General features: G+C 73.1%; 26 protein-coding genes. 5 read left to right on the top strand and 21 right to left on the bottom strand.

The features are described 5' to 3' along the window. The 9 genes from trpB to UK12_RS02990 all read right to left on the bottom strand — a co-directional run bounded on the left by trpB (position 1) and on the right by UK12_RS02990 (position 6721). Positions 1–1230 (bottom strand): tryptophan synthase subunit beta, encoded by a 1230-nt coding sequence (gene trpB, locus UK12_RS03025; RefSeq protein ID WP_045299124.1) that lies wholly within the window; start codon positions 1228–1230, stop codon positions 1–3. Positions 1231–1282: 52 nt separating this feature from the next. Then, the gene (trpM, locus tag UK12_RS44910; RefSeq protein WP_375936527.1) at positions 1283–1432 is read right to left on the bottom strand and encodes a tryptophan biosynthesis modulator TrpM; all 150 of its coding nucleotides are present in this window, start codon (positions 1430–1432) and stop codon (positions 1283–1285) included. A 9-nt stretch (positions 1433–1441) separates the two neighbouring features. Continuing rightward, entirely contained in the window at positions 1442–2254 is an 813-nt protein-coding gene (trpC, locus tag UK12_RS03020) for an indole-3-glycerol phosphate synthase TrpC (protein ID WP_045299123.1), read from the bottom strand. 288 nt (positions 2255–2542) lie between these two features. Next, positions 2543–3001, bottom strand: a complete 459-nt coding sequence (locus UK12_RS03015) for a DUF2752 domain-containing protein (protein WP_197084505.1) — start codon at positions 2999–3001, stop codon at positions 2543–2545. 115 nt (positions 3002–3116) lie between these two features. After that, the gene (locus tag UK12_RS03010) at positions 3117–3374 is read right to left on the bottom strand and encodes an HGxxPAAW family protein (RefSeq protein ID WP_045299121.1); all 258 of its coding nucleotides are present in this window, start codon (positions 3372–3374) and stop codon (positions 3117–3119) included. Positions 3375–3487: 113 nt separating this feature from the next. Further along, complete coding sequence (locus UK12_RS03005) at positions 3488–4114, bottom strand: TIGR02234 family membrane protein (RefSeq protein WP_045299120.1); 627 nt, start codon at positions 4112–4114, stop codon at positions 3488–3490. Positions 4115–4204: 90 nt separating this feature from the next. Continuing rightward, positions 4205–5719 (bottom strand): anthranilate synthase component I, encoded by a 1515-nt coding sequence (locus tag UK12_RS03000; RefSeq protein ID WP_045299118.1) that lies wholly within the window; start codon positions 5717–5719, stop codon positions 4205–4207. A gap of 44 nt (positions 5720–5763) precedes the next feature. Further along, positions 5764–6138: a phosphoribosyl-AMP cyclohydrolase gene (gene hisI, locus UK12_RS02995; protein WP_045299117.1), complete on the bottom strand. Its 375-nt coding sequence runs from the start codon at positions 6136–6138 to the stop codon at positions 5764–5766. Positions 6139–6247: 109 nt separating this feature from the next. Continuing rightward, complete coding sequence (locus tag UK12_RS02990; protein ID WP_045299115.1) at positions 6248–6721, bottom strand: hypothetical protein; 474 nt, start codon at positions 6719–6721, stop codon at positions 6248–6250. 156 nt (positions 6722–6877) lie between these two features. On the opposite strand from UK12_RS02990, the gene UK12_RS02985 reads away from it, so the two are divergent. Beyond that, positions 6878–7444, top strand: a complete 567-nt coding sequence (locus UK12_RS02985) for a hypothetical protein (RefSeq protein WP_156178502.1) — start codon at positions 6878–6880, stop codon at positions 7442–7444. Between the two features lie 29 nt (positions 7445–7473). Then, positions 7474–8115, top strand: a complete 642-nt coding sequence (locus UK12_RS02980; RefSeq protein WP_045299111.1) for a TIGR03085 family metal-binding protein — start codon at positions 7474–7476, stop codon at positions 8113–8115. 39 nt (positions 8116–8154) lie between these two features. On the opposite strand, the gene hisF is transcribed toward UK12_RS02980, so the two are convergent. The 8 genes from hisF to hisD are packed head-to-tail and all read right to left on the bottom strand — an operon-like array spanning position 8155 to position 13990. Continuing rightward, positions 8155–8925: an imidazole glycerol phosphate synthase subunit HisF gene (hisF, locus tag UK12_RS02975; protein ID WP_045299109.1), complete on the bottom strand. Its 771-nt coding sequence runs from the start codon at positions 8923–8925 to the stop codon at positions 8155–8157. Beyond that, positions 8922–9356 (bottom strand): RidA family protein, encoded by a 435-nt coding sequence (locus UK12_RS02970; protein WP_045299107.1) that lies wholly within the window; start codon positions 9354–9356, stop codon positions 8922–8924. The genes hisF and UK12_RS02970 overlap by 4 nt, the downstream gene beginning before the upstream one ends. Next, on the bottom strand, positions 9353–10078 hold the full coding sequence (gene priA / locus UK12_RS02965; protein WP_045299105.1) for a bifunctional 1-(5-phosphoribosyl)-5-((5-phosphoribosylamino)methylideneamino)imidazole-4-carboxamide isomerase/phosphoribosylanthranilate isomerase PriA: 726 nt from the start codon (positions 10076–10078) through the stop codon (positions 9353–9355). Before priA ends, UK12_RS02970 begins: the two co-directional genes overlap by 4 nt. A gap of 30 nt (positions 10079–10108) precedes the next feature. Beyond that, positions 10109–10744: an imidazole glycerol phosphate synthase subunit HisH gene (hisH, locus tag UK12_RS02960; protein WP_045299103.1), complete on the bottom strand. Its 636-nt coding sequence runs from the start codon at positions 10742–10744 to the stop codon at positions 10109–10111. 17 nt (positions 10745–10761) lie between these two features. Further along, complete coding sequence (locus UK12_RS40840; RefSeq protein ID WP_045299101.1) at positions 10762–10914, bottom strand: hypothetical protein; 153 nt, start codon at positions 10912–10914, stop codon at positions 10762–10764. Beyond that, positions 10911–11504: an imidazoleglycerol-phosphate dehydratase HisB gene (gene hisB, locus UK12_RS02950; RefSeq protein WP_045299100.1), complete on the bottom strand. Its 594-nt coding sequence runs from the start codon at positions 11502–11504 to the stop codon at positions 10911–10913. The genes UK12_RS40840 and hisB overlap by 4 nt, the downstream gene beginning before the upstream one ends. A 6-nt stretch (positions 11505–11510) precedes the next feature. Continuing rightward, positions 11511–12659 (bottom strand): histidinol-phosphate transaminase, encoded by a 1149-nt coding sequence (locus tag UK12_RS02945; RefSeq protein ID WP_045299098.1) that lies wholly within the window; start codon positions 12657–12659, stop codon positions 11511–11513. Continuing rightward, a complete protein-coding gene (hisD, locus tag UK12_RS02940; RefSeq protein ID WP_045299096.1) occupies positions 12659–13990 on the bottom strand; it encodes a histidinol dehydrogenase in 1332 nt (443 codons plus the stop codon). The genes UK12_RS02945 and hisD overlap by 1 nt, the downstream gene beginning before the upstream one ends. 91 nt (positions 13991–14081) lie before the next feature. On the opposite strand from hisD, the gene UK12_RS02935 reads away from it, so the two are divergent. The 3 genes from UK12_RS02935 to ybaK all read left to right on the top strand — a co-directional run bounded on the left by UK12_RS02935 (position 14082) and on the right by ybaK (position 17064). Continuing rightward, positions 14082–15719: a hypothetical protein gene (locus tag UK12_RS02935; RefSeq protein WP_045299094.1), complete on the top strand. Its 1638-nt coding sequence runs from the start codon at positions 14082–14084 to the stop codon at positions 15717–15719. Between the two features lie 104 nt (positions 15720–15823). After that, a complete protein-coding gene (locus tag UK12_RS02930; RefSeq protein ID WP_045299092.1) occupies positions 15824–16552 on the top strand; it encodes an LON peptidase substrate-binding domain-containing protein in 729 nt (242 codons plus the stop codon). Positions 16553–16572: 20 nt separating this feature from the next. After that, positions 16573–17064: a Cys-tRNA(Pro) deacylase gene (gene ybaK, locus UK12_RS02925; protein ID WP_045299090.1), complete on the top strand. Its 492-nt coding sequence runs from the start codon at positions 16573–16575 to the stop codon at positions 17062–17064. A 195-nt stretch (positions 17065–17259) separates the two neighbouring features. Here the strand turns inward: ybaK and UK12_RS02920 are convergent, their stop codons facing one another. The 4 genes from UK12_RS02920 to UK12_RS02905 form a co-directional block, all read right to left on the bottom strand. Beyond that, entirely contained in the window at positions 17260–18087 is an 828-nt protein-coding gene (locus UK12_RS02920) for a hypothetical protein (protein WP_197084504.1), read from the bottom strand. 154 nt (positions 18088–18241) lie between these two features. Continuing rightward, on the bottom strand, positions 18242–19042 hold the full coding sequence (locus tag UK12_RS02915; protein ID WP_045299088.1) for an ABC transporter permease: 801 nt from the start codon (positions 19040–19042) through the stop codon (positions 18242–18244). A gap of 132 nt (positions 19043–19174) precedes the next feature. After that, entirely contained in the window at positions 19175–20296 is a 1122-nt protein-coding gene (locus UK12_RS02910; RefSeq protein ID WP_231591013.1) for an ABC transporter ATP-binding protein, read from the bottom strand. Positions 20297–20427: 131 nt separating this feature from the next. Further along, complete coding sequence (locus UK12_RS02905; RefSeq protein ID WP_197084503.1) at positions 20428–21642, bottom strand: NYN domain-containing protein; 1215 nt, start codon at positions 21640–21642, stop codon at positions 20428–20430. Between the last annotated feature and the right edge of the window lie 36 nt (positions 21643–21678).

The following is a 21678-nucleotide window of genomic DNA, read 5'->3' as shown; positions in this document are numbered from 1 at the left end:
TCACTTGCCCTCGCTGTCGTAGAGACCGAAGTACTCGGCGGCGGTGTGCATGTCCTTGTCGCCGCGCCCGGAGAGCGAGACCAGGATGGTGGCCTCCGGGCCGAGCTCGCGGCCCAGCTCCAGCGCGCCCGCCAGCGCGTGGGCGCTCTCGATGGCCGGGATGATGCCCTCGGTCCTGGACAGCAGGCGCAGCGCCTGCATGGCCTGGTCGTCGGTGATCGGACGGTACTCGGCGCGGCCGGTGTCCTTCAGCCAGGCGTGCTCGGGGCCGACACCGGGGTAGTCCAGACCGGCCGAGATGGAGTGGCTCTCGATGGTCTGGCCGTCCTCGTCCTGCAGGACGTAGGTGCGCGAGCCGTGCAGCACGCCCGGGTCGCCCTTGGTGAGGGTGGCGGCGTGCCTGGGGGTCTCGGCTCCCTCGCCGGCCGCCTCGCAGCCGACCAGGCGCACCCCGGCGTCCGGGATGAACTCGTGGAAGATGCCCATCGCGTTGGAGCCGCCGCCGACGCAGGCGACGACCGCGTCCGGCAGCCTGCCGGTGCGGTCCAGGACCTGCTGCCTGGCCTCGACGCCGATCACCCGGTGGAAGTCGCGGACCATCATCGGGAACGGGTGCGGGCCGGCCACCGTGCCGAACAGGTAGTGGGTGGAGTCCACGTTGGCGACCCAGTCGCGGAACGCCTCGTTGATGGCGTCCTTCAGGGTGCGGCTGCCGGACTTCACCGCGACGACCTCGGCGCCCAGCATCCGCATCCGGGCCACGTTCAGTGCCTGGCGCTCGGTGTCGACCTCGCCCATGTAGATGGTGCAGTCGAAGCCGAAGAGCGCACAGGCGGTGGCGGTGGCCACACCGTGCTGGCCGGCGCCGGTCTCGGCGATGATCCGGGTCTTGCCCATCCGCCGGGTGAGCAGCGCCTGGCCCAGCACGTTGTTGATCTTGTGCGAGCCGGTGTGGTTCAGGTCCTCGCGCTTGAGCAGGACCCGCGCGCCGCCCGCCTCGGCGGAGAACCGGTGGACATCGGTGAGCGGGCTGGGGCGGCCGGTGTAGTCCTTGAGCAGGGCGTCCAGCTCGGCGGCGAAGGCGGGATCGGCCTTCGCCTTCTCGTACTCCTCGGCGACCTGCTCGACGGCGGCGACCAGCGCCTCCGGGATGAAGCGGCCGCCGTAGGCACCGAAGTAGCCTCGCGCGTCGGGGACTTGGGCGCCTGGCAGGTAGTCGTTCTCGGACATGCGGTACGTCCTTGTGAAGAGATGGCTTGCGATGACGTCGTGAGCGGCCTGTTCAGCCGGACGTCCTGCGCCATCGACGGCCCTGCACCTGCCCGGGCTCGCAGCCGATCACGTACCGCACCCGCCGCCCCAGCACCCGGCGTGCGGGCGCCCGGCAGCCGCGCGGGCGGCAGCCCGGGGCGAGTCGGGTGGCGAGTGACATGGCTGCGGGTCAGCCCCGTCCGTTGTTGCGCAGCGCCGGGTGGGCACCGGCCGCGACCAGGTCGGCGACGGCCGTCTTCGGGTCCTTGCCGGTCACCAGCGACTCGCCGACCAGGACCGCGTCCGCGCCGAGGTTGGCGTAGGCGATCAGGTCGTGCGGGCCGCGGACACCGGACTCGGCCACCTTGACGACGTGGTCCGGGATGGCGTCCACCACGTTGCCGAAGGTGTTGCGGTCCACCTCGAGGGTCTTGAGGTTGCGGGCGTTGACGCCGATGATCTTCGCTCCGGCGTCCACCGCGCGGGCGATCTCCTCCTCGTCGTGCACCTCGACCAGCGGGGTCAGCCCGATCGACTCGGCCCGCTCGATGAGCGAGACCAGGGCCGGCTGGTCCAGGGCCGCCACGATCAGCAGCGCGAGGTCGGCGCCGTGGGCGCGGGCCTCCCAGAGCTGGTAGGCGGTGACGATGAAGTCCTTCCGGAGGATCGGGGTGTCCACCGCGGCCCGGACGGCGTCCAGGTCGGCGAGGGAGCCGCCGAAGCGGCGCTGCTCGGTCAGCACGCTGATCGCCGCCGCACCGCCCGCCGCGTAGTCGAGCGCCAGGGCGGCCGGGTCGGCGATCGCCGCCAGCGCGCCCTTGGACGGGCTGGAGCGCTTGACCTCGCAGATCACCCGCACGCCGTCGCCGCGCAGTGCGGCCACGCCGTCCTTGGCGTCGGGCGCCTTGGCGGCCAGCTCCTTGAGCTCGTCCAGGGAGACCCTGGCCTGTCGCTCGGCGAGGTCCTGCCGGACCCCGTCGATGATCTCGTCGAGCACACTCACGAGAGCGCCCCCATCATTCTCTGCTAGGAATTCGGCCGGCTAGCGCCGGAGGACGAACGGCCCTCCGGCCTGGCCGATCCAGTCAAGGCCGCGGGTGGGATTAGCACGGAACGGTGAGGATCCTGTGCGCATCCGACTCCATCGGCTCTTCGATGGTATCGGGCGCAGGGGGCGCGAACTGCATCAGTCCGGCGTGCGTCTCGCGGAGCGGACCGGCACACGCGCCGTTCGCCCTGCTCAGCGGCCTGATCCCGGCACGCTGCGCGGGCTGTGGGCCCCCCGAACCGGTCAGACCACCGGTGGGGCCAGCCCCGCGCCGATCGGCAGGTTGCGGATCACCGTGAAGACCACCAGGAGCACGGTCAGCCCGACCGCTCCACCGGAGCCGATGCTGATCCTCGGCGCCCGCCCGCCGGTCAGCGCGGCCCAGAGCCAGCGCAGCCAGAGCAGACCCAGCACCCCCGCGAGCAGCAGCACCAGCAGGTTGTCGTGGCCCGCCGTGGTCAGGTCCCCCCGGGTCAGCGCGTGCACACAGCGCAGCCCCCCGCACCCCGGGCACCACCAGCCGGTCGCCCGGAGCACCGGGCAGGTCGGGTAGTGGCCGGCCGCGTTCGGGTCCACCGCCCCCACGTACGCGGTCGGGATGGCGACAGCCGCCAGCGCGGCCAGCGGCCGGCTCAGCCGCCGCAGGACGGACGGCTGCGGCGCGGGCGCGGACGGCTCGGGCTGGGCGGGAATCGCTTTCACCCCCGTGATTCTGCCGTGCGAACGCCGTCGCGGCCCCGTACCGAGGGGGCTGCGGGCGTGGCGGAACACGGAAACGGCGGGCGTGGTGCGCCCGCCGTTCGATGATCTCGAGCCGTCAGGAGACGGAGACCGCAGCCGGCTTCTCGGTGGCAACCTGGGCCTGGTGCCGGCTCGGCTGCTTGCCCATGCCCGCCATCTGCATGGCCTTGCCGACCACGCCGCCGACCACGACGACCACGAACCCGGCCCAGACGAGCAGCACGTTCGGGAGGATCATGGCCACGCCGCTGATCATGAAACCGATGAAGGCGATGGTCACGCCGGTCCAGGCGGCGGGAGTGTGGCCGTGCGCTGCGCGCGCTGATGCCGACATTGATGGTGCTCCTTGAGTCTCCGGGGCCCGGCCGGGTGTCCGAGGGGCGCCCGGTGGGTTGACGTCATCCATTGTGCCGGGCCCTCACAGACGAACCCAAGCGGGGGCGGCAATCAATCGGTGGGATCCTCGCCACGGTCCAGCGCCTGCCACAGCTCGGCCGGCGTCCCGGCGGGCTTCGCCTGCTTCCGCCCGGCCTGCGACCGGCCGGCCGGCGCCTCGTAGCGGGCGCCCATCGCGGGCCAGTCCCGGCCGGACCGTACGGTCAGCAGCCCGGCCAGCGCCAGCAGCACGCCACCGGCCACGGCCACCCAGGGCCAGGCGGTGTGGCTGGGCAGCTCGGCCTGCGCGCTCACCAGCGCCAGCTTGCGGGCCGCCTCCGCGTCCAGGGCCGAGGTGTCCGAGGCGCCGAGGGCGGCGGCGAGGGCCACCCCGGCTCCGGCGAGCGCCGCCAGCACGCCGACCACGATCCGCCCGAGGCCCCGGACGGCGAACACCGCCACGGCCGCGGCCATCACCGCCAGGGTCAGCCCGCCCGGCAGACCGGAGATCGCGCTACCGGTGACCGAGACCTCCATCTTGGCCGGAAGGTGGCCCTCGGCCCAGGTCCGCCCCACGGCGGTCAGCACCAGGACCGCCCCCACGGCGGTCAGCAGCAGCATCAGCCCCAGGCTGCGCCGCCCGCCCCTGCGCTCGGCGGCGGCGGACACGACAGGCTCGGGCGATGTAGTAGCACTCACCCGTCCACTATCCCTGACCGCACACCGGAGCCGGTCGGCCGGGGTGCACCGACCGGCCGCGCACCCGCCCGGGACTCGCCCGCGAGCCGGCTACCGCGGCGTACGCAGCGTGTTGGCGGTGGCGACGGCCCGCAGGACGGCGGCGGCCTTGTTGCGGCACTCGGTGTCCTCGCCCTCCGGCGTCGAGTCCGCGACCACACCCGCGCCCGCCTGGACGTACGCGGTGCCGTCGCGCAGCACCGCGGTCCGGATCGCGATCGCGGTGTCGGCGTCGCCCGCGAAGTCGAGGTAGCCGACGCAGCCGCCGTACAGGCCGCGGCGGGTGGGTTCCAGCTCCTCGATGATCTGCATGGCCCGGGGCTTGGGCGCGCCCGAGAGCGTCCCGGCCGGGAAACAGGCGGAGAGCACGTCGAAGGCCGTCCGCCCCTCGGCCACCTCGCCGGTGACGGTGGACACGATGTGCATGACGTGGCTGTACCGCTCGATCGCCATGAAGTCGACCACCTCGACGGTGCCGGGCGTGCAGACCCGTCCCAGGTCGTTGCGGCCGAGGTCGACCAGCATCAGGTGCTCGGCCCGCTCCTTGGGGTCCGCGAGCAGCTCGGCGGCCAGCTCGGCGTCCTCGTGCGGGGTGGCGCCCCGGTGCCTGGTGCCCGCGATGGGGTGCACCATCGCCTCGCCGTCGGTCACCTTGACCAGCGCCTCGGGGCTGGAGCCGACCACGTCGAAGCCGCCCTGCTCGGTGCCGTCCGGGCCGGGGAAGCGGAAGAGGTACATGTACGGGCTGGGGTTGGTGGTGCGCAGCACCCGGTACACGTCCAGCGCGCTGGCCGGGCAGGGGGCCTGGAACCGCTGGGAGACCACCACCTGGAACGCCTCGCCGGCCCGGATCCGCTCCTTGATCTCCTCCACGGCCCGCCCGTACGGCTCGCCGCCGAACGGCGAGTGGGCGTCGACGGCGGTCGGGGTGAAGGTGGCGAGCCCGGAGGCGACCGGCTCCAGCAGGTCGGCCTCCATCGCGTCCAGCCGGGCCACCGCGTCCGCGTACGCCTCGTCCACGCCGCTGGCCAGGTCGTTGTGGTTGACCGCGTTGGCGATCAGCACCACCGAGCCGTCCCAGTGGTCGAGCACGGCGAGGTCGGTGGCGAGCAGCATGGTGAGCTCGGGCAGCCCGAGGTCGTCCGGGGTGCGGTCGGGCAGCTTCTCCAGGCGGCGGACGATGTCGTAGCCGAGGTAGCCGACCAGGCCGCCGGTGAGCGGCGGCAGGCCGTCGTCGGCGCCGCGCGGGGTGTGCAGTGCGGCGAGTGCGGCCCGGAGCACCTCCAGCGGGTCGCCGTCGGTGGGGATGCCGACCGGCGGGGTGCCGTGCCAGTGGGCGTTGCCGTCCCGGTCCGCGGTGAGCGCGGCGGCGCTGCGCACGCCCACGAAGGAGTACCTGGACCAACTCCGGCCCTGCTCGGCCGACTCCAGCAGGAAGGTGCCGGGACGCTCGGCGGCCAGGCTGCGGTACAGGCCGATGGGCGTGAGCCCGTCCGCGAGGAGCCGGCGGGTGACCGGGATGACCCGGGTGTCTACGGCGAGCTTGCGGAAGGCCTCAAGGTCCATGGGGTACTTCACCGTTCGTGAGCAGGGGCTGACGGAGGAAGAGGTTAGCGAGCGAGCGGCAGGACGTCGGTGTCGAAGCAGGTGCGGGTCCCGGTGTGGCAGGCCGCGCCGACCTGGTCGACCCGGACCAGCAGGGTGTCGGCGTCGCAGTCCAGCGCAACGGACTTGACGTGCTGGACGTGCCCGGAGGTGTCGCCCTTGACCCAGTACTCCTGCCGGCTGCGGCTCCAGTAGGTGCAGCGGCCGGTGGTGAGGGTGCGGTGCAGCGCCTCGTCGTCCATCCAGCCGAGCATCAGCACCTCGCCGGTGTCGTACTGCTGGGCGATGGCGGGGATCAGGCCGTCGGACGAGCGCTTGAGGCGGGCGGCGATCTCGGCGGCCAGGGCGGTGCTGCCGGGGGCGGCGGGTGTGGTGGACATACGGCCATTCTCGCAGGTGGCCTGGGTGGGCCGGCGGTGGCTTCGCCGGGACGCGGGGACCTGCGCGGGAGCCGGCCCGTCCGGTCCCCCGCGCTCCGGGACGACCGCGCTACGCCGGGCTCTGGCAGCCGTCCGGCCAGATCACCTGGACGAACAGGCCCGCGCGCCGGGCCGCCTCGACCACCCTCGCGGGTTGGCTGCCCGGCTGCCCGTCCCAGACCGCGAGCAGTTCGTCGACCATGCCGACCAGTGCCCGGCAGGTGTCGTCCCCGAGTCCGCCGGCCTCGACGGGGGCCAGCCGGTGGACGGCGGTGGCCTCGTTCAGCAGCCGCTGTCCGGCACGGCTGCTGCCGGGAGCGTCGAAGGCACCGGCCCGGCCCGCACTGGCCGAGACGATCACCTCGACCTTCCCGCCGTGGCCGAGGACCGACTGCGCGAACCAGGTCTCGGGGCCCTCGGCCAGACAGGTCACCCCGACCAGCTCGTAGGCGCCGTACTCGGTCACCAACCGCCACATCTCACCGCGGACGAGCATCTCCGAGAGATCCGAGAGCCCCTCGTGCCCGATGATTCCGACTCGCATCAAACACCTCGTGATCCGGGCCGTGCCGCCGCCAGCGTATACCCGGGGGCGTGCGGGGCCCCGACTGCGGACCGTTGTTGTCAATCCCCTGCCAACTCGCCGTCCGCACGGCCAGAATGGCTGCGAGCCGAGGGGGTTGAGGTGGAGCAGGGGCCGATGGGGAGCGCGTCGCCGCAGGGCGGCCGGGCGCGCGGAGGACGGCGGTGGTGGATGGCGCTGCTGGCCGTGGTCGTGGTGGCGGCGCTGGGCGGGCTGTTCCTGTGGCCGGAGCGGCAGAAGGTCGCCCTGCCGCCGCCTGCGGCCCCCACCTCGCACAGCCCCTCGGCGAGCCCGAGTCCGTCGAAGGTGCTGCCGTACCCGTACTTCCTGCCGGGGACGTGCCTGGACCATCCGCAGCTGAGCACGGGGATCACCAAGGCGGAGGCCCGCCCGTGCACCGAGGCGCACGACGGCGAGGCGATCGCCAACGTCGTCCTGCCGGAGGGCCTGGCCAGCGACCTGCTGATCGGCCGCACCCTGCGCGAGCTGTGCCAGGCGCCGCTGACCGACTGGGAGCAGCAGCAGGGCGGCGGCGGGCCGTACTACGGCTTCCCGATCGGGCCCTATCTGAAGTTCTATCAGCAGGGCATGCGGGACGCGACGTGCACCATGACGGTGAGCGAGCACCAGGGCGGCGCGAAGACGACCGGACACTTCCGCTCGGGCGTTCCCGCCGACGGGTGAGCCGCCGGCCTCGGCGTAGGGTGGGAGCCATGTCGAACTCTGCCCGTACGGAGCGTCAGCGGCTTGCCGAGCTGCTGAGCGCGGCCGGTCCCGACGCCCCGACGCTGTGCGAGGGGTGGACCACCCGCGACCTGGCCGCCCATCTGGTCCTGCGCGAGCGGCGCGCGGACGCGGCGCCCGGAATCCGGGTGCAGGCACTGGCCGGGTGGACTTCCCGGGTGCAGGCGGGATACGCGGAGCGCCCGTACGAGGAGTTGGTGCAGCTGTTCCGCTCGGGCCCGCCGCGGCTGTCGCCGTTCGCACTGCCGGGCGTGGACGAAGCTGCCAACACGGTCGAGTACTTCGTGCACGCCGAGGACGTCCGACGCGCCGTCGAGTGGCAACCACAGGACGTGGCACCGGAGTTGGCGCAGTCCCTGTGGCAGCGGCTGCCGATGCTGACCCGGCTGGAAGCCGGGCGGAAGACCCCGGTCCGGCTGGCCCTGCGCTGGCCCGGCGCGGGCAGCGTCGAGTTCGGCCCCCGCGGCACCGACCTGGTCGAACTCACCGGCGAACCCGGCGAGTTGGTCCTCTTCGCATTCGGCCGCGGCGCCCGCACCTCGCTCCAGGTGGACGGCACCCCGGCTGCGGTCGCCAGCCTGGCCGCCGCGCTCCCTGTCCCACGCGGCTGAGCCGGCGCCCCGCTGCGGAGGGCGCCGGCCGAAAGCTGCCTAGCGGACCGGGTGCCCGGCCTCCCGGAGGGCGTTCTTGACCTCGCCGATCCGCAGGTCGCCGAAGTGGAAGACGCTGGCGGCCAGCACCGCGTCGGCGCCCGCCGCCACCGCCGGGGCGAAGTCCCCCAGCTTCCCCGCCCCGCCCGAGGCGATCACCGGGATACCGACCGCCTTGCGGACGGCCTGGATCATCTCCAGGTCGTAGCCGTCCTTGGTCCCGTCGGCGTCCATCGAGTTGAGCAGGATCTCTCCGGCGCCCAACTCGGCCGCCCGGCCGGCCCATTCGACCGCGTCCAGGCCGGTGCCCTGGCGGCCGCCGTGCGTGGTGACCTCGTACCCGGAGGCGGTCTCGGTGCCCTCCGGGCAGCGGCGGGCGTCCACCGACAGCACCAGCACCTGCCGGCCGAAGCGCCGGGCGATCTCCCGGATCAGCTCGGGACGGGCGATCGCCGCGGTGTTGACGCCGACCTTGTCGGCCCCCGCGCGCAGCAGCCGGTCGACGTCCTCGACGGTGCGGATGCCACCGCCGACCGTCAGCGGGATGAAGACCTGCTCGGCGGTACGGCGGACCACGTCGTAGGTGGTCTCCCGGTCGCCGGAGGAGGCGGTGATGTCGAGGAAGGTCAACTCGTCGGCGCCCTCGGCGTCGTAGAGCTTGGCCATCTCGACCGGGTCACCGGCATCGCGCAGGTTCTGGAAGTTGACGCCCTTGACCACCCGTCCGGCGTCGACGTCCAGACAGGGGATGACACGTACTGCGAGGGTCACGGCTTGCCTTCCAGGGAGGTTGCGAGCCCGGGACGGTAGGCGTCTAGTTCGACCTCGACCATCATCCGGGAGTCGATCAGGCCCTCCACCACGACCATGGTCGCCACCGGGCGGATCGCGTCGAAGAGCTTCTTGTGCGCCCGGCCGACCTCCTCGGAGTCCCGGACGTGGGTGATGTACATCCGGGTGCGGATCACGTCCGCTGCGCCGAGGCCGTACCGGGCAAGGGCTTTGAACGCCACGCCGAACGCGGCGAGGGTCTGCTGGTAGGGGTCGCCCTCGTTCAGGACGACCCCGTTGTCGAACGCGGTGCTGCCTGCCACCAGCACGAAGTCCCCGGCCTGCACAGCGCGGGAGTACCCGAACTCCTCCTCCCACGGGGAGGCGCCGGAGACCCTCAACGAGCTCTGCACAGCCGGGGTTTCAGTCATCGGGACACAGCCTCCAGGGCCTCTTCGAGGGTGAACTTCTGCTCGTAGAGGGCCTTGCCCACAATCGAGCCCTCGACACCTTCGGGTACCAGGGTGGCGATGGCGCGCAGGTCGTCCAGCGAGGAGACCCCGCCGGAGGCGACCACCGGCTTGTCGGTGGCGGCGCAGACGTTGCGCAGCAGCTCCAGGTTGGGCCCGGTCAGGGTGCCGTCGCGGTTGACGTCGGTGACCACGTAGCGGGCGCAGCCCTCGGAGTCGAGCCGGGCCAGCACCTCGTACAGGTCGCCGCCGTCGCGGGTCCAGCCGCGGCCGCGCAGGGTGGTGCCGACCACGTCCAGGCCGACGGCGATCTTGTCGCCGTGCTCGGCGATGACCTTGGCGACCCACTCGGGGCTCTCCAGGGCGGCGGTGCCGAGGTTGACCCGGGTGCAGCCGGTGGCGAGGGCGGCGGCCAGCGACTCGTCGTCGCGGATGCCGCCGGAGAGCTCGACCTTGATGTCGAGCGCGCCGGTGACCTCGCGCAGCAGCTCACGGTTGCTGCCGGTGCCGAAGGCGGCGTCCAGGTCGACCAGGTGCAGCCACTCGGCGCCGGCGTTCTGCCAGGCCAGAGCGGCCGCGAGCGGCTCTCCGAAGGAGGTCTCGGTGCCGGAGGCGCCCTTGACCAGGCGGACCGCCTGACCGTTGCGGACGTCGACGGCGGGGAGCAGTTCCAGGCGGCTCATCGTGTACAACTTTCCTGGCTTCGAAGGACGTTAGAGGGTGTTGACCCAGTTGGTCAGCAGCGCGGCGCCGGCGTCGCCGGACTTCTCGGGATGGAACTGGGTGGCCCAGAGCGGGCCGTTCTCGACCGCGGCGACGAAGGGCTGCCCGTGGGTGGCCCAGGTGACCAGCGGGGCGTTCAGCCGCTCGTTGTTGGACTCCAGCTCCCAGCGGCGGACGCCGTAGGAGTGCACGAAGTAGAACCGGGTGTCCCGGTCCAGCCCGGCGAACAGGCGGCTGCCCTCGGGGGCGTCCACGGTGTTCCAGCCCATGTGCGGGACGATCGGCGCGTCCAGCGGCTCGACCGTGCCGGGCCACTCGTCGCAGCCCGCCGTCTCCACGCCGTGCTCGACGCCGCGCTCGAAGAGGATCTGCATCCCGACGCAGATGCCGAGCACCGGGCGGCCACCGGCCAGCCGGCGTCCGATGATCTGCTCGCCGCGCACCGCCTTCAGCCCGCGCATGCACGCCTCGTAGGCCCCGACGCCGGGCACGAGCAGGCCGTCCGCGTCCAGCGCCTGCTGGAAGTCGGACGTCACGGTCACCGTGGCCCCGGTGCGCTCGACCGCGCGCTGGGCGGAGCGGAGGTTGCCGGAGCCGTAGTCCAGCACCACTACATTCTTGGACATGTCTGTCTTCCGGGTCTCTAGAGGCGCATGACGCCGGAGGCGAGGCACAGCACGGCGCCGATCGCGAGGACCGCGATCACGCTCTTGGAGTGCTTCTGCTTCCAGAACGAGTACACGCCGCCGGACAGGAACAGCCCGGCGATGATCAGCAGCGTGGCGGACTTGCTCACAGCGCACCCTTGGTCGAGGGAAGAATGCCCGCCGCACGCACGTCACGCTCACAGGCGTACCGCAGCGCCCGGGCGAGGGCCTTGAACTGGCACTCCACGATGTGGTGCGCGTTGCGCCCGTACGGGACGTGGACGTGCAGCGCGATCTGCGCCTGCGCCACGAACGACTCCAATATGTGCCGGGTCATCGTGGTGTCGTACGAGCCGATCATCGGGGCCATGCCCGCGGGCTCGGTGTGCACCAGGTACGGGCGGCCCGAGAGGTCCACGGTGACCTGGGCGAGCGACTCGTCCAGCGGGACGGTGCAGTTGCCGAAGCGGTAGATGCCGACCTTGTCGCCGAGCGCCTGCCTGAAGGCGGCACCCAGCGCGAGGGCGGTGTCCTCGATCGTGTGGTGGGTGTCGATGTGCAGGTCGCCGTCGGTCTTGACGGTCAGGTCGAACAGACCGTGGCGGCCCAGCTGGTCGAGCATGTGGTCGTAGAACCCGACGCCCGTGGAGATGTCGGTCCTTCCGGTACCGTCGAGGTCGATCTCGACCAGGACCGAGGTCTCCTTGGTGGTGCGTTCAACGCGTCCGATACGGGACATACGGGGTTACAGCTCCTGACTGGCTGCGCGCGCGGGGCGCGCTCCTGCAAGGGTGGGGGTGGGCGACATGCGAACCGTGCGGACCGCATCCAGGAAGGCGTCGTTCTCGGCGGGGGTGCCGGCGGTGACGCGCAGCCACCCGGGGACGCCGTTGTCGCGGACCAGGACGCCCCGGTCGAGGATCGCCTGCCAGGCCGCGTGGCTGTCGGCGAAGCGGCCGAACTGGATGAAGTTGGCGTCGGAGTCGGTGACCTCGAACCCGAGCTCGCGCAGCGCGTCGACCACGCGGTCCCGCTCGGCCTTCAGCTGCTGGACGTAGCCGAGCAGGGTGTCGGTGAACTCCAGGCAGGCCAGCGCGGTGGCCTGGGTGACGGCCGACAGGTGGTACGGCAGCCGGACCAGCTGCACCGCGTCCACCACGGCCGCGTCGGCGGCCAGGTAGCCCAGCCGCAGCCCGGCCGCGCCGAACGCCTTGGACATGGTGCGGGAGACCACCAGGTTGGGGCGGCCCTCCAGCAGCGGCAGCAGCGAGGCCCGGTGCGAGAACTCGACGTACGCCTCGTCCACGATCACCAGGCTGGGCCGGGCGGCCTGGGCGGCCTCGTACAGGGCGAGGACGGTGTCGGCCGCGACGGCGGTGCCGGTCGGGTTGTTCGGCGAGCAGATGAAGAGCACGTTCGGCCGGTGCTCGGCGATCGCCGCCAGCGCCGCATCGAGGTCGACGGTGAAGTCGTCGTTGCGCGGGCCGGAGATCCAACTCGTCCCGGTGCCACGGGAGATGAGCGCGTGCATCGAGTACGAGGGCTCGAAGCCGAGTGCGCTGCGGCCGGTGCCGCCGAAGGTCTGCAGTAGCTGCTGGAGGATCTCGTTGGACCCGTTGGCGGCCCAGACCTGCTCGCGGCTGCGCTCGAAGCCGGTGGTCCTGGTCAGGTAGGCGGCCAGCTCGGTGCGCAGCTCGACCGCGTCCCGGTCGGGGTAGCGGTTGAGGTGGCGGGCGGCCTCGGCGACCCGCTCGGCGATCCGGGCCACGAGCGGCTCGGGCAGCGAGTACGGGTTCTCGTTGGTGTTCAGCTGGACCGAGACGTCCAACTGCGGTGCACCATAAGGGGACTGGCCGCGCAGCTCGTCACGGATCGGGAGATCGTCGATGCGCATTAAAGGTTCCCCTCCGCGGCGGCCGAGCCCGGCACCGTCCAGTCGAACCGGGCACGGATGGCGTCGCCGTGCCCGGGCAGGTCCTCCGCGTCGGCCAGGTTGACCACGTGCGCGGCCACGTCGGCGAGCGCCTCGCGCGAGTAGTCCACGACGTGGATGCCGCGCAGGAAGGACTGCACCGACAGACCGGAGGAGTGGCAGGCGCACCCCCCGGTCGGGAGCACGTGGTTGGAGCCGGCCGCGTAGTCGCCGAGCGAGACCGGCGCGAACGGGCCGATGAAGATCGCACCCGCGTTGCGCACCCGGGCGGCGACCGCGCGGGCGTCCCGGGTCTGGATCTCCAGGTGCTCGGCGCCGTAGGCGTTGACCACGTCCAGGCCCTGCTCGACGTCGTCCACCAGCACGATGCCCGACTGCCGGCCGCCCAGCGCCGTGGTGACCCGCTCGCGGTGCCTGGTCCTGGCGACCTGCTCTTTGAGCTCCACCTCGACCGCCTCGGCCAGCTCGACCGAGGCGGTGACCAGCACCGAGGCGGCCATCGGGTCGTGCTCGGCCTGGCTGATCAGGTCGGCGGCGACGTCACGCGCCGAGGCGCTGTCGTCGGCGAGGACGGCGATCTCGGTCGGGCCCGCCTCGGCGTCGATGCCGATCCGGCCCTTGAGCAGGCGCTTGGCGGCGGCGACGTAGATGTTGCCGGGGCCGGTCACCAGGTTCACCGGACGGCACTCCTCGGTGCCGTACGCGAACATCGCGATGGCCTGGGCACCACCGGCCGCGTACACCTCGGTGACGCCGAGCAGCGCGCAGGCCGCCAGGATCGTGGGGTGGACGGACCCGCCGAACTCCTTCTGCGGCGGCGAGGTCACCGCGATGCCCGGCACCCCGGCCTCCTGCGCCGGAACCACGTTCATCACCACGGAGGACGGGTAGACGGCCAGGCCGCCCGGCACGTACAGGCCGACCCGGTCGACCGGCACCCAGCGCTCGGACACCGTGCCGCCGGGCACCACCTGGGTGGTGTGGTCGGTACGGCGCTGCTCGCGGTGGACCAGGCGGGCGCGGCGGATGGACTCCTCCAGCGCGGCCCGCACCTTCGGGTCCAGGGTCGCCAGCGCCTCGTCGATCTGCGCCTGCGGGACCCTGGTGGTCGTCAGCCGGACGCCGTCGAAGCGCTCGGTGATCTCGATCAGCGCCGCGACACCACGATGGCGTACGTCCTCGCAGATCGGCCGCACCCTCTCCAGGGCGGCCTCCACGTCGAACTCGGCACGGGGCAGCACGTCGCGCAGGTCCTGGTAAGCGGAGCCGCGCAGGTCAATTCGGGAGATCACAGAAGCAAGTGTAAGGAGTGGCCAGAAGTGGAGGCCGCGCATTTCAGTCCGTGATACGAAAGCCGAGACGGCCGAAGATCACGGGGGACACATGTCGGAGCAGCCACCGAGCGACTGGACACCGGCGGAACAGGGCCTCTGGGAGGCCTTCCGCCGCGGGGAAAGCCACGACCTGCGGAGATTCCCCGACCGAAACGACAACGCGTTCCGCACCACGGTCGGACCGGACGGACCGGAGGAGGAACACACCGATGTGGACGACCCCTTTTCGGGCCATTTCTGGGGGCCGGAGCGGACCATCCGGGCCGAGGTGATCGCCCGGCTGCTGCTGGACGGACCCGTCGCGCGTCCCGGGCGTGTCGCCGCGCTCCAGCTGGTCGGCGCCAGGATCAGCGGACCGCTCACGCTGGCCGGCGCCGAGATCTCGCACTACCTCGAACTGCACCGGTGCCGCTTCGACAAGAAGGTCCTGATCTCCGAGGCCCGGGCCGGCACCATCCGCCTGGTCGGCTGCCGGCTCCGCCGCCTGGAGGCGTCCCGGCTGAGCACCACCGGGGACCTGCACCTCGCCCGCTGCCGGATCACGTACGGCATCCGGCTGACCGACGCGCGGATAGGCACCGACCTGCTGCTCAACCAGACCCGGCTCGGCCACGACAGCTACGGCCGCGCCATCGCCGCCGACGGCCTGGAGGTCAGCCGGGACCTCGAAGCCGACCGGTTGGAGACCACCGGCGAGCTCAGCCTGCGCTCCGCCCAGATCGGCGGCCGCCTCTCGCTGCGCGGCGCCCAGCTGCACAGCGCCCCCGGCGGCTTCGCCCTCAACGCACCCCGGATCACCGTCGGCCACACCCTCTACCTGAGCGGATCCGTCGACAGCGGCTGGGTGAACTCCGCCAGCGTCTACGGCTCCGGCTACGGCGAGACCACTCCCTCGGACGCCCCGAGCACCCCGTTCCGCTCGCACGGGCGGGTACGGATCTCCGACGGCCGTTTCGACAACGCCTGTCTGATCACCGACGCCGAGTTCCACCTCGGCCCCGACGAGGAGTTCTCGCTCAACCGGATCCAGACCCCCGAGCTGCGCCTCACCTGCCGCACCCCGCCCACCGGCCGGCTCACCCTCAGCCGCGCCCGGATCGGCAACCTGGTCGACACCCCCGGCGCCTGGCCCGAGAACGGCGCGGTCGGCCTCACCGGCTTCACCTACGAGTCGCTGCGCCCCGCCGAGCCCTTCACCGTCCGGCAGCGGATCGACTGGCTGGAGAACTCGCTCGGCGAGCACCAGCCCGAGCCGTACGAGCAGCTGGCCGCAGCCCTGCGCCGGGACGGCCGGGACGAGGACGCCCGCGAGGTCCAGTACGCCAAGCAGCGCCGCCGCCGCTCCACCCTGCCACTGCCCGGACGCCTCTGGGGCCTGCTGCAGGACGCCACCGTCGGCTACGGCTACCGTCCCGGCCGGGCGGCGCTCTGGCTGCTCGCCACCTGGGCGATCGGCACCCTGTACTTCCTCACCCACCACCCGGCCCCGCTGAAGGCCGACGAGCGGCCCACCTGGAACCCCGCCCTGTTCGCACTCAGCAAGGTCCTCCCGGTGGTCGACCTGAGCCAGGACGGCTGGAACCCGGACCGGGCCGGGCAGTGGGTGGTGGCCGCCCTGGTGGTCTCCGGCTGGCTGCTGGCGACCACGGTGGTGACCAGCGCGACCAGGATGCTCCAGCGCGGCTGACCCGCCGTTCCGGGGCACCACGGCCTGCCGCACCACGGCCCGGCCGCGCCCCGGACCGGAAAGGCCGGAGCGCGCCGGGCCGTCGGCCGTCTAGTCTGTCCGCCGTGACTGAACGGCTCCCGCTCTTCCCGCTCAACACGGTCCTCTACCCGGGGCTCGTGCTGCCCCTGCGCGTCTTCGAGGACCGCTACCGGCGGCTGGTCGGCGACCTCATGGCCCAGCCCGAGGACCCGCCCCGCCGGTTCGGGGTGGTGGCGATCAGGGACGGCCGGGAGGTCGCGCCGGTCCGCGAACCGGACGGCCCGGCCGGCCCGCTGGACGGCCTCGGCACGGTGACCGGCAACCCGAAGGAGGCCCTGTACGACGTCGGCTGCGTCGCCTCGATCGCCTCCGTGAAGGAACTCCCCGACGGCCAGTACGAACTGCTCGTCACCGGCACCACCCGCTTCCGGCTGCACGACGTCGACACGACCGGTCCCTACCTGGTCGGCGAGACCGAACCGATCGAGGAGCAGGCGGGCGAGGGCGCCGGAGCCCTCGCGGCCGGCGTCGAGCGGGCCTTCTTCGCCTACCGGAAGCGGCTGGCGGGCGCGCGCGAGGCCAGTCTGGCGGGCGAGCAGGAGCTGCCCTCCGACCCGCAGGTGCTCTCCTACCTGGTCGCGGCGGCCTCCGTACTGCCCGCCCCGGTCAAGCAGGAACTGCTCGCCTGCCCCGACACCGCACAGCGGCTCACCACCGAACTCGAACTGCTGCGCAGGGAGACCGCACTGCTCGCCTGGCTGCCGTCGCTGCCCGCCGCAGACCTGACCCGGCAGGCGTTCAGCCCGAACTGACCGAAACTGGAGGACCCACTGTGGCGAAGCGGACGAAGGGCGGGCAGGGCACACCCGCGACGGTCGCCCTGGAGGCGGCCGGGGTCACGTTCACCGTGCACGCGTACCAGCACGACCCGGCTGCCGCCTCCTACGGCGGCGAGGCCGCCGAAGCCCTGGGCGTGGACAGCGCCCGGGTCTTCAAGACACTGGTCGCCGAGGTGGACGGCACCCTGACGGTCGGCGTCGTCCCGGTCTCCGGGCAACTCGACCTCAAGGCGCTGGCCGCGGCCGTCGGCGGCAAGCGGGCGGCGATGGCCGACCCCGCCGCCGCCGAGCGCAGCAGCGGCTACGTCCGTGGCGGTATCTCCCCGCTCGGCCAGCGCCGCCCCCTGCGCACCGTCCTGGACACCAGCGCCCTCGACCACCCGACCGTCTACATCTCCGCCGGACGCCGCGGCCTGGAGGTCGAGCTCTCCCCCACCGACCTGGCCACCCTCACCAAAGCCCACACCGCCCCCATCGCCCGCTGAGCTCCCCCCAGCTGAACTCCCCCAGGGGCGCGAGGAACCGCACAACGAGCCCACCCCCAGGGGCGCGAGGAACTGCGCGACCGGCCACCCACAAAGCAGCACCGCACAATCACCACCCACCCAGGGGCGCGAGGAACCGCGCGATCAACCCACCACAGAGCCGCACCATCGACCGCACCCCAACCGGGCCACCCCTCAGGCAGGCGGGACGATCCCCTGCCCGTTCTCGGGCTTCTCCGCCGATCCCGACCCCGATCCCGATCCCGACCCCGATCCCGCCCCCATCTCCGGCTCAGGCCCCGCTCCCGACTCCGGCCCCGGCGATGCCGCCACCGCGCCGATGTGCCCGCCCTCGGGGGGAGCACTCTCGCCGACCGGCTGGCCAGGCCCGGCCCACACCGGCCCGGCCCAGTACGGCGGCGGGTCCTCCTCCCGCTTGCCGAAAGCGGCCGAGAGGATCAGCAGCAGCACCAGGGCAGCCATCGGCCACACCAGCAGCGCACCCCGCGCCCCGAGCTCGATCGCGGCACTGAACTGCACACCCTTGCCCGCCGCCCGGGCGTTCGCGACCACATCCGTGCTCGGCCCGAGCCGCATGCCCAGCTGCCAGGCCGCCCACGACCCCGCCAGCCCTCCCAGCGTCAGCCCGGCGGCCACGGCGATGCCGCCGCCCCGCGCCCGGGTGAACAGGAAGGCCGCCAGCGCACTGACCGCCCCGGCGCCCAGGCCGAGCAGGGCGAAGACACTGTCCGCACCGGCCCGCTGCTCCCCCTCGGGGTCGACGTACCGGATGGCGTCGCTGGTCGCGACGAGCATCACCCGGGGCGCCAGCCAGAGCCAGAGCAGGCCGACGACGACGCCCAGCAGCGCCCCGGCCACCGTCAGCAGCACGCCGATCCGCAGCTCCGGCAGCAGCGGCTGCCGTTCCCGTGGCGGAGTCCGGAACTGGGGGTCGACTGCGTAGGGGTTCGCGGCGGGCATCTGCTCGGCGCCCGGACCCGCAGGTGTGTTCGGTACGGTCACGGGGCCATCGTTTCACGACTCGCCGGATCCGGGTGGATCCGCCCGCCACGGGAGACCGGCCCGGAGGACCGGCCCCGAACACCGACCCGGAAGACCACCGATACCCGGCCGGAACCTGCCGCGAACCCACCCGGCCGCGCTCACGGCACCCGACTCAGCGGCTGGTCGCCCACCGGTAGGCCCAGGTCGCCAGGGTCAGCGAGGCCAGACCGACCACCGCACAGACCGTCAGGTCCCCGGCCACGGCGGCCCAGTCGGGAGCGGCGGTGAAGGTCCGGGCGAACGCCTCGACCCCGTACGTCGAGGGCAGCAGGTCGCGCAGCCAGCGGACGACCTGCGGCAGGTGGTCCACCGGCAGGACGCCCAGCAGCAGCGCGGCGGACATGCCGAGCTGGCCCAGCAGGGTGGCGATCTCCTGGCGCGGCGCGAGCAGCCCGCAGGCCGCGCCGAGGCCGGCCAGCGCGGCACCCGCCAGCGGGACCACGGCCAGCAGCACCCACAGGTTCGCCAGCGGCAGCGAGAACATCACCGCCCCCACGGCAGCCGTCACCAGCGCGCCGGGCACGGTGAACGAGGCGTACGCGGCAGCCGCGCCGAGCACGACGGCGGCGGGCGGGACGGGCAGGGTCGCGTAGTGGTCGAGCCCACCGGTCGCCCGGAGCTTGCCGAAGTACTGGGCGAGCAGGTTGAGGGCCACGAAGGCGACCACCAGCACGCTCGACCCGGCGACCACGGCGTGTGCGGCCGAGTTGTCGCCGGGGTCCACCACGCCGCGCATCATGATCAGGATGCCGAGCGACTGGAAGGTGGCCACGAACAGCAGGGGGATCCGGGCCACCCTGGCGCGGGCCAGCTGGGCACGGTAGACGGCCGCCAGCGCTGGCAGGAGCCGCGCGGCGGGCGCGAGCGGCGCGGCGGTCTCGGTCACCACCACCGGACGGTCGAGCAGGGTCACCGGGCCACCTCGGAAGAAGAGAAGATCGTCACTCGGCCACCCCCACCCGGCCGGGAACACACCGCGCCCGGCCAACAGCCATCCTCATCCGGCCAACAGCCACCCCAGTCGGGCCGACCGCCCGCTCCCGCCTCACTTCGCCAGCCCCCCGCCGCGACCGCCCAGCTTGAGGTAGGCGTCCTCCAGGCTGGGGGTGGCCAGGGTGAAGTCGTCGAGTGCCGCGAAAGCGGGGCCCGTGGTGACGGCGGCGACCAGTTCCCGGGCCTGTTCGGGGCTGGTGCGGACGGTCCAGCGGCGGCCGGTGCACTCGGCCTGCTCGGCGAGCCGGGCGACGGCGGGGACCTCGGTCGGGGCCTCGGCCCGCCAGACCAGGTCGAGCCGGACGTCGCCGTCGACCAGGGCCTTCAGTCCGCCGGGGGTGTCGCAGGCGATGACCCGGCCGTGGTCGACCACGGCGACCCGGTCCAGGACGGTCTCCGCCTCGATGACGTTGTGGGTGACCAGCAGCACGGTGGTGCCGCGCTCGGCGCGGCGGCGGTCCACCGCCGACCAGACGGCGCGGCGGGCGACCGGGTCCATGCCGGTGGTGGGCTCGTCCAGGACGAGCAGCGGCCGCTCCCCCACCAGCGCGGCGGCGAAGCAGGCGAGCCGGCGCTGGCCGCCGGAGAGCTTGGCGAGCGGGCGGTGCGCGAGCGGTTCGAGGCCGAGTTCGGCCAGCACGTCGGCGGACTCGCTGCGGGCCTGCGCCAGGGTGAGCCCGCGCAGGCGTCCGGTGGTCTCGGCGGCGAGGGCCACGGTCAGCTCGTCCAGCGCGGTGGACTCCTGGCCGAGGTAGGCGAGCAGTCTGGCGGCCCGCTCGGGGTGCCGGACGATGTCGTGGCCGAGGATGTGCACACTGCCCCGGTCGGGGCGGAGCAGCCCGGTGAGCTGACGGACCAGGGTGGACTTCCCGGCGCCGTTCGGGCCGAGCAGGCCGAAGACCTCACCGCGCCGGATGTCCAGGTCGATGCCGTCGTTGGCCCGGATCTCGCCCGTCCCGCCGCCGACGCCGCCGTTCCCGGGCGCACCACCGTTTCCGGCCGCGCTACCGTTCCCGGCCGCACCACGGCCACGGCCTCGGCCGAGGCCCCGGCTCGGGCTGCGGTACGTCTTGGCAAGGTCCCGGACGGTGCAGCACTGCCCGGTGTGTTGCCCGGTCCCGCCGAGGTCGCCTTGCGGCCTGGCCTGCGGTGCCGGCCGGTCGGTGTCGCTCACGGTCGAAGACTCTACGCGCTGGCAGAGCAGATCAGGACAAGGGGGTTGCCATCACCGGAGCCGGCCGGTTCACCCGGTGGACGTGCGGCTTCCCCGGCGTTCGGCCCGTGGATGTGCACCTCCTGCGGCGTTCACCCGTCGGCCCGGCTGTCGGCGGTCAGCAGCTCACCGCCGGGCACCCGGGCGGCCAGCTCCTTCCAGAATCCGGCCCGGATCGCGTAGCGGTCGTGCTCGTCGATCTGGTCGTCCTTGTGGGCGAGCAGGCCGAACCGGGCGGCGTAGCGGAGAAGTTCGCCGTCGAGCCGGTGCGGGATGCGCGGGTAGTCGGCCCAGAGCGGGGTGAGCCGGGAGGCGGAGCCGAGGCGGTCGGTCCAGCGCCGGGCGAAGACCTGCCCGACCTCGTGGGCGTCACCGCCGATGCTGGTGATGTCCTCCTCGCGGTCGGCCCAGCGCTGTTCCGCGGTGGTGAGCTGGGCCAGCATCGGCAGGCTGTCGCCGGCGGTGTGGTTCTCGGAGCCCGGCCGGTCCACCCAGCCCCGCTCGGAGGACCAGCGCAGCACGATCGAGGCGGGCCCGGCGGAGGGTGCGGGCGGCGCCCGGTGGGCGAGGTCCCTGGGGGTCGGCACCATCTTGAGGGCGGCGCCCTGCTGGATCTCCTCGGCCGACGCGGCGGGCTGTTCCGGGCGGGGCGGCCCGATCGGGTGCGCGGGGTGGCCCGCGGCGGGCGGGGCGGCGAGCAGCTGGGCGATCTCGGGACGGGGTTCGCCGAGCGGGTGGGCGGGCGGTGCCTCGCGCAGCCGTACCCAGGGCTCGATCCACTCGCGGTCCAGGACCCGGCGCTCGTCGGCCTCGCCGACCAGGTCCTCGGACTGGTTGAAGTCACCGTCGGCGGCCTGCAGGGCCCACAGGTGGACGACCACGCCGTGTTCCTTGGCGGACATCATGCCGGGCAGCAGGTCGCCGTCACCGGTGACCAGCACCACGTCGGCGCAGGCGCGGTTGCGGGCCAGTTCGGCGAGCTCGGCGTGCATCACGGCGTCCACGCCCTTCTGCACCCAGCGGCCCTCGGCCCGGGTGAGCGCGCCCAGCCGTACGGTGACCCGGGGAAGCACCCGAAGGCGCCGGTGCTCGGGCAGCGGCCGGCGGTCGGGAGCGGCGTCGAACCAGTAGATCCGGAGCAGCGGCAGCCCGGTCTCGGCCTCGGCGCGGGCCCGCAGGGCGGCGATCAGCGCGGTGTGGTCCACGGTCACCCGGGACCGGGAGGGTTCTCCGGCCAGTAGGCTGGCGGCTGCTCCCAACAGGTATCCGGCGTCCACAAGGACGACGCAGCGGTCCAAAATCCGCACCTCTTCTCCGGGTCGGCCACCGGTGACCGGAGGTGC

The sequence above is a fragment of the Saccharothrix sp. ST-888 genome, assembly GCF_000955975.1.
Classification (GTDB): domain Bacteria; phylum Actinomycetota; class Actinomycetes; order Streptomycetales; family Streptomycetaceae; genus Kitasatospora.
This window is presented reverse-complemented; position numbering and strand designations above follow the sequence as displayed.

Excerpts from the sequence above, each read along its gene's own strand:
- trpB (WP_045299124.1), bottom strand. The coding sequence starts at position 1,230 with ATGTCCGAGAACGACTACCTGCCAGGCGCCCAAGTCCCCGACGCGCGA.
- trpM (WP_375936527.1), bottom strand. The coding sequence starts at position 1,432 with ATGTCACTCGCCACCCGACTCGCCCCGGGCTGCCGCCCGCGCGGCTGC.
- UK12_RS03010 (WP_045299121.1), bottom strand. The coding sequence starts at position 3,374 with ATGTCGGCATCAGCGCGCGCAGCGCACGGCCACACTCCCGCCGCCTGG.
- UK12_RS03000 (WP_045299118.1), bottom strand. The coding sequence starts at position 5,719 with ATGGACCTTGAGGCCTTCCGCAAGCTCGCCGTAGACACCCGGGTCATC.
- hisI (WP_045299117.1), bottom strand. The coding sequence starts at position 6,138 with ATGTCCACCACACCCGCCGCCCCCGGCAGCACCGCCCTGGCCGCCGAG.
- UK12_RS02990 (WP_045299115.1), bottom strand. The coding sequence starts at position 6,721 with ATGCGAGTCGGAATCATCGGGCACGAGGGGCTCTCGGATCTCTCGGAG.
- UK12_RS02985 (WP_156178502.1), top strand. The coding sequence starts at position 6,878 with ATGGGGAGCGCGTCGCCGCAGGGCGGCCGGGCGCGCGGAGGACGGCGG.
- UK12_RS02980 (WP_045299111.1), top strand. The coding sequence starts at position 7,474 with ATGTCGAACTCTGCCCGTACGGAGCGTCAGCGGCTTGCCGAGCTGCTG.
- UK12_RS02970 (WP_045299107.1), bottom strand. The coding sequence starts at position 9,356 with ATGACTGAAACCCCGGCTGTGCAGAGCTCGTTGAGGGTCTCCGGCGCC.
- priA (WP_045299105.1), bottom strand. The coding sequence starts at position 10,078 with ATGAGCCGCCTGGAACTGCTCCCCGCCGTCGACGTCCGCAACGGTCAG.
- hisH (WP_045299103.1), bottom strand. The coding sequence starts at position 10,744 with ATGTCCAAGAATGTAGTGGTGCTGGACTACGGCTCCGGCAACCTCCGC.
- hisB (WP_045299100.1), bottom strand. The coding sequence starts at position 11,504 with ATGTCCCGTATCGGACGCGTTGAACGCACCACCAAGGAGACCTCGGTC.
- UK12_RS02945 (WP_045299098.1), bottom strand. The coding sequence starts at position 12,659 with ATGCGCATCGACGATCTCCCGATCCGTGACGAGCTGCGCGGCCAGTCC.
- UK12_RS02935 (WP_045299094.1), top strand. The coding sequence starts at position 14,082 with ATGTCGGAGCAGCCACCGAGCGACTGGACACCGGCGGAACAGGGCCTC.